We start from the raw sequence: 6,000 nt of genomic DNA on the forward strand, positions 1-6,000 counted from the left end.
AGCACGTGATGCTTTCTACTCTGAAGTCAAGCTGCAGAACTAGAAATGGGGCTCGAAATTTTTTAATGATGTAATTTTTCTATTTGAAGGCTAATTCGCCTGGAAAAGCACAATAGATTACAAAAGATGCAATTCTACGATTAAAAAATTAGCTGAGAATTTATAAGTAACAGCGAGATTGGTTCATAATAAAAAAAAGGTAGGCGTTTTTAATGGAGACAAAACAAGACACACTTATATATGTATGGGATGCATATTGTGGATGGTGCTATGGATTTTCAGAAAGTATTAGAGGTTTTTACAAAAATCACCCTGAAGTGCCGTTAATTGTTTTATCTGGAGGATTATTTTTAGATAATCTACCAATAAAAAAATTCTCATATATATCAGAAGGTAATAAAAGAATTAATCAACTTACTGGTGCAGAATTTGGTCCTTCATATCAGGCTTTGGTGTCAGAAGGTAATTTTACTATGAATTCCAAAGATGCTGCAATTGGCTTTTCAGCTTTACGTTCACTAGCACCGAACCGTTTGTTAGAATTTACTTCATCTATGCAAAGAGCGTTTTATTATGATGGGAAAAGTCTGAGCGATCCTGAAACATATCGTAAGATAGCTATTGACCATCATTTGGATCCTGAACAAGTTCTAGAGCGGCTAAAATCTCAAGAAACTATACTAGAAGTTCAAAATGATTTCAATATGGTTCAACAACTTGGTATAAATAGTTATCCTTCTTTACTTCTACACAAGGATAATCAATTAATTCCTATTGGTGGCGGAGTAATGACGCCGGATAAAATTGAAGAGCGTTTTAAAGATTTGTATTAAACAAAGGGAGGCAAAAATGAAATGATTTTATGAAAGTTTGGGTATTTATAACTCATGTGCAACTAATAAAACTACATTACTTATTAAATAACCTCACCAAAAAGGAGATAAAATTGTATGTTTAAAACAATCGAAATAAATCAAAATGATGTGAAATTGACGATATTTAGTTCTGAAGAAAAAAGTTTTATGGTGACTGCAACCTTAGTTGAAAAAGCAGGACATGCATTCCTAATAAATACGAAATTTACGCAATCCGATTCGAAAGAAATTGTTGATTATTTGAAAAAAAATAACTTATCATTAGATAAAATTTTCATTATTCATGGAGATCCTGACTACTACTTTGGATTAGAAAGTATTAAAGCAGCGTATCCAGAAGCCATTGCGTATGCTACAGAATCTACTGTTGAACATATCATTCATTCTGTCTTAGGGAAGTTAAAAGTTTGGAAAGATGCACTTGGAGAAAACGCACCAAGTAATGTTGTATTGCCTCAAGTGTTAGCAGAAAAAACAATTGACTTTCAAGATTTAACATTTGAACTTGTAGGCTTAGATAATTACCGAACGAGCTTATTTAACAAGGAATTAAAATTATTGATTGGTGGCATTGATATATTCAATGAAATTCATGTTTTCTTAGCAGATACTAGCGAAAAAGAAGCGATGGAATCTTGGATTGAGAACTTGAAAGCGTTACAAGGGTTAAATGCTAACATAATCGTACCAAGCCATGGTTCTATTGAAAAATCTTTAGATAATCAAGCGCTTATCGCCACTATCAATTATCTAAAAACGGCAATTAACTCTTCTGAAGTAAGTAAAACTTCTACGGATTTTGTTGCAAAACTTGAAGCAGCATATCCAGACTATGCAAATAAAGGCGTATTAGAATTAAGTGCTAAAGTTGTAATGAAAGAAATTCCTTGGGGTTAATATTATGAATAAATATCAAAAATTATTACATGAAACATATGTATTAACTGGTGAAGGTAAATTGGATGCCTTCAAAACGTATTTAAGTGATAATGTATCTTGGACAGAAGCTGCTGGATTTCCTTATGCGGGTACTTATGTAGGTCCAAATGAAGTAGTGAAAAACGTACATGAACGCCTTGGAACCGAATGGGATGGCTATTCTGCAAAAGATGAAATCTATGCGTTTAATAATCACACTGTTATCGTCTACGGAAAATATAGTGGGACGTATAAAGCAACAGGAAAGTCATTTGTAGCAGACTTTTGCCATCTATATGAATTTGATGAGAATGATAAGGTTAAAAAATTTATTCAAATCGTGGACAGCGCAACTGTCAATAATGCAATAATTTCAAATTAGTTGTTTGTAACTTTACTTGGGTAGCGTCAGGATAACCTTATTTTCCTGACGCTATAACAATTACAACGACATATGTTTCCACACGTTCTAGAATCATCGTAAATTTCCACAATGACTGCTTCGTCTTTTTCTATTTTTTTCTTATTGCATCTATAGTAAATTCTTTTCTTATTTCGTTTGAACTTTCCAGTAATAATACCCATTGCTGCATTATTCGGTAAAGGCTGTGTTTTATATGTGTGAGAAACTTAGATTTTTTTTGTATTGATTAAGTCACGAATATAAGTATCTTGGATAATAAATCAAATTTTCTATACTAACTCTGGTTCCATTCCATAATCGTTCATTTTTAATACGAAAATGCAATTCCTTATTATGAAGGTCTTGTAGTGAACCTAGTTCAACAGAAGAACTTACAATAACAAGATCTTTTTTTTCCTTTACAAGAAGATAAACTAACAAAAAATGCTTAATAGCAAAAATAAATTTATTTCTCAATCCCATCACCCAATGGATCCTAGTGTAATAACTAGGTATATCTACTATTATTACTTCACGAGTAATCTCCCCAGAAATTAAATCCTCGTATACAATCAAACAAAGAAACTCGATTTATTCCCATTAATCTACTATAAATCTCTTATTTAGTTTTTAAGATTTTGTTAAGGAGTCCATTATTTTACTATAAGGATATGCCAATATACTTACACTACATTAATGAAATCTATCATTCAATGTAGTACAGATGTGACTCACATTAAAACACTCAAGGAGGTAAAACAGTTGAAGAACTGGGTTAAAAAATCAATTGCTATAGTAGCAACTGCTGCACTAATGGTTCCTACTACTTCTGCCTTTGCTGAAGCACCACAAAAAACAGCGAAAAACCAAGAATTAGTGAAACTGGCTAGCAATAAGGAACGAACATTGAAAAATCAAAAGGATTGGATTAGTAAGGATACCATTATCGTCAAACATTCAGGTCTTGATAAGAATGTACATAAACAGATTGGCTCAAAAGTGATCCGATCGATTCCTTCATTAGGATACGATGTTATCAAACTAAACAAAGGAACAGCTTTAGAAAAAGCGGTTTCATATTATGCCAAGCAAAAAGGAGTTAAAAGTGTATCCCCAAGCTACGTGTATCATTCCTTTAGCACAGGAGAAGATCCAAAGAAAAAGGATATGTATCATTTAAACCTACTTCAAATTGATAAGGCTCTAGAATTAGCAGGCAACAATAAAGTAAAAGTAGCCGTTATCGATGGTGGTGTGGATTTTAAACATCCGGATCTAAAATCTCAAGTGCTTCCACCATATAATGCTGCAGCACCTGCCAATACATCTTATCCTGATGGCCATGGAACACACGTAGCAGGAATTATTGGCGCGGCAAAAAATAATGGTATTGGAGGACATGGGATTAATCCAAATGCTAAAATCCTTCCACTTGATGTATTCAATGGGGGAGAAGGGGCCAATGATTTCGTCATTGCACAAGGAATACTTTACGCTATTGAGCAAGGTGCTGATGTTATTAACATGAGCGTTGGCGGCTATGGAGAAAATTCACTACTGAAGGATGCCGTTCAGAAAGCCATTGATAAAGGAATTACTATTGTTGCAGCTGCTGGAAATGAATCGACAGATGATTACTCCTTCCATGCTTCTTACGAAGGCGTTATTGGCGTAGGTTCTACGAATGACAGAAATGAACTGTCCTACTATTCAAATTATGGCCCGTCAGTTGACGTAGTAGCTCCAGGGGAAGATATATACAGTACATTTTATAGTAAGAAAAAAGGATCGTCCTTTAAAGTAGATAGTGGAACATCTATGGCATCTCCTGTAGTTGCAGGTATAGCGTCTCTACTAAAATCAAAATATCCAAATTTAAAGCCTCATGAAATAGAAGCAATTCTTGAAATGACCGCAAAGGATTTAGGGGAGAAGGGCTATGATCTTACATTTGGACATGGGCTTGTCGATCCTGTAAAAGCATTGCAATTCGACTTAAAAAATTTACCTAAACTGTATTCCGAAACAAAAGAAGAGCGTGTGAAAAATGCAAAAGTCCTTTCACAGTTCCTGCTTTCTTGATAAAAAATACAGAAGTTGCAACAAGAAAACCGATTAAATGTGTAATAATACTTGTCGACCATATACCGATATCCGAGCTAAGTTTTGCATTAAAAGTACCTTGAAGTATAATGAATGCTCCTCCAATAACTGCAAATAGTATTCCCTTCAAAAAATCACCTTCATTTCATTTATCCATAACGTAATTAAAAACTAAAACGCCCCTAGGCAAAAGGACATTTGTCACACCATTATAAAAAATTCTCTATTCCTTTTGTTTCCATGGACCCATATATACCTCTTTTAGCACATTCAAAAAAAATAAAGGCAAAAAGCATTATTGTTTTTTGCCATTGTGAATTTTTAATTATTGTCAATTATCATTTCTTTCTTCTTATAACGATATTGTGAAGAGTTGTACTTTAACTATAGGGGTGCGTTTGTTGAAAAGAAATATATCTTATTGATCAAAAATAACTTTAATAATAGAAATATTGAAGGGCTTAGGATTTATTCCTAAGCATTTTTGAAGTCTTTTTAGAAGAAAATAGCGTGGATATTTATGTATTTAAAAGGTTCCTTTGGGCGTTCAGTATCCAAAAATGTGTATCAAAAGAATCTTTTTTATTACAGGAAAGTGGATAAATGCATTTTTCGTTAGATTGTATTCAGGATGGTAGGTAGGGGCTCTATTTTTACTTGAATGATGAAGAAGTGAAAAAATAGAAGGTTTTATATTAGAAAAATCAAAAAAATGAAAAAGGGATTTTGGATTTGAGTATTTCGTCCGATAAAAGCTTAGGGTGGATATTTAAACGAAAAATTTGGGAAGGTTGTGAACAGTATTCTTTCAGTCTAAACCACAAAATTGTACAAAATACACATCTTAAAAACTAATGCACAAAAGGAGAACGGTTTATGAAAAAGTTATTTGTAAGCTTTAAGGGCAAGCTTTACACATTATTTGCTCTTATCTTACTAATTCCAGTTATTTCTGTAGGAAGTCTATCGTATTTATCAGCAAAAGATTCAATAAAAAACGAAATACTTTTTAGTGCCAATGAAAGCGTAGAAATTTTAAATACACTAATCGATAAGACCATTAGTGAAAAAATAAATGATATCACTTTTTTTAGCGAGGATATCAATTCTTCAAAGTATGAACAGCAGGGGTCTGCAGTTAAAACAAAATTTCAACAATATATAAAGCTGCATCCAGATGTTCAGAGCATTTATATTGGAACAAATGAGGGAGCATTTTTTCTAGAACCAAAAACGAATAGCGCCGATTACAATCCTTTAGAACGAGACTGGTATAAAGAGGCTACAGCATTAAAGGGAGAAGTCCTAATTACGGAGCCTTATATAGGTGCAGGAACTGGAGATTTGATCGTAACCATTGCTCGTCAAATAAAAGATCAATCTGGGGTAATAGCAATTGATATAAAATTGACAAATCTCCAAAAAATCGCTAGTTCTATCAGTATCGGAAAAAATGGATATCCTTCTATTCTTGATGAAAATAAAATGGTCATTGCACACCCGACGATTGAACCGGGTAGCGAAATAAAAGAAAGCTTCGTGGACAAAATGTACGACAGCAAATCGGGCACGTATGATTATGTCTTTGACGGTGATGACCGAATTCTGTTCTTTACAACGAATGAACTGACAAATTGGAAAATCACAGGGACAATTTTTGCGAAGGAAATTGACCAATCAGCATCATCTATTTTGTATAAG

The 6,000-nt window shown here is 33.4% G+C and carries 5 protein-coding genes and 1 pseudogene; 5 read left to right on the top strand and 1 reads right to left on the bottom strand.

Annotated elements, in window-relative coordinates; translation table 11 throughout:
- The first annotated feature begins 212 nt into the window (after positions 1 to 212).
- The 4 genes from ACIQ7N_RS12410 to ACIQ7N_RS12425 all read left to right on the top strand — a co-directional run bounded on the left by ACIQ7N_RS12410 (position 213) and on the right by ACIQ7N_RS12425 (position 4,278).
- Positions 213 to 833: a DsbA family protein gene (locus ACIQ7N_RS12410; RefSeq protein ID WP_402932427.1), complete on the top strand. Its 621-nt coding sequence runs from the start codon at positions 213 to 215 to the stop codon at positions 831 to 833.
- Positions 834 to 950: 117 nt separating this feature from the next.
- Complete coding sequence (locus tag ACIQ7N_RS12415) at positions 951 to 1,772, top strand: MBL fold metallo-hydrolase (RefSeq protein ID WP_402932429.1); 822 nt, start codon at positions 951 to 953, stop codon at positions 1,770 to 1,772.
- A 4-nt stretch (positions 1,773 to 1,776) separates the two neighbouring features.
- Positions 1,777 to 2,175 carry a nuclear transport factor 2 family protein gene (locus tag ACIQ7N_RS12420; protein WP_132359609.1) on the top strand — a complete coding sequence of 133 codons (399 nt, stop codon included), beginning with the start codon at positions 1,777 to 1,779 and terminating at the stop codon, positions 2,173 to 2,175.
- 834 nt (positions 2,176 to 3,009) lie between these two features.
- Positions 3,010 to 4,278 carry a S8 family peptidase gene (locus ACIQ7N_RS12425; RefSeq protein ID WP_402932444.1) on the top strand — a complete coding sequence of 423 codons (1,269 nt, stop codon included), beginning with the start codon at positions 3,010 to 3,012 and terminating at the stop codon, positions 4,276 to 4,278.
- Here ACIQ7N_RS12425 and ACIQ7N_RS12430 read toward each other — a convergent pair.
- Positions 4,250 to 4,429 (bottom strand): annotated as a pseudogene (locus ACIQ7N_RS12430) (DMT family transporter); the annotation flags it as partial. The gene ACIQ7N_RS12425 and the pseudogene ACIQ7N_RS12430 overlap by 29 nt on opposite strands.
- Positions 4,430 to 5,175: 746 nt before the next feature.
- On the opposite strand from ACIQ7N_RS12430, the gene ACIQ7N_RS12435 reads away from it, so the two are divergent.
- The coding region (locus ACIQ7N_RS12435) for a cache domain-containing protein (protein ID WP_402932432.1) at positions 5,176 to 6,000 on the top strand (825 nt) is incomplete at its 3' end.

The sequence above is a fragment of the Lysinibacillus sp. NPDC095746 genome, assembly GCF_044763535.1.
In the GTDB taxonomy this organism is placed as follows: Bacteria; Bacillota; Bacilli; order Bacillales_A; family Planococcaceae; genus Lysinibacillus.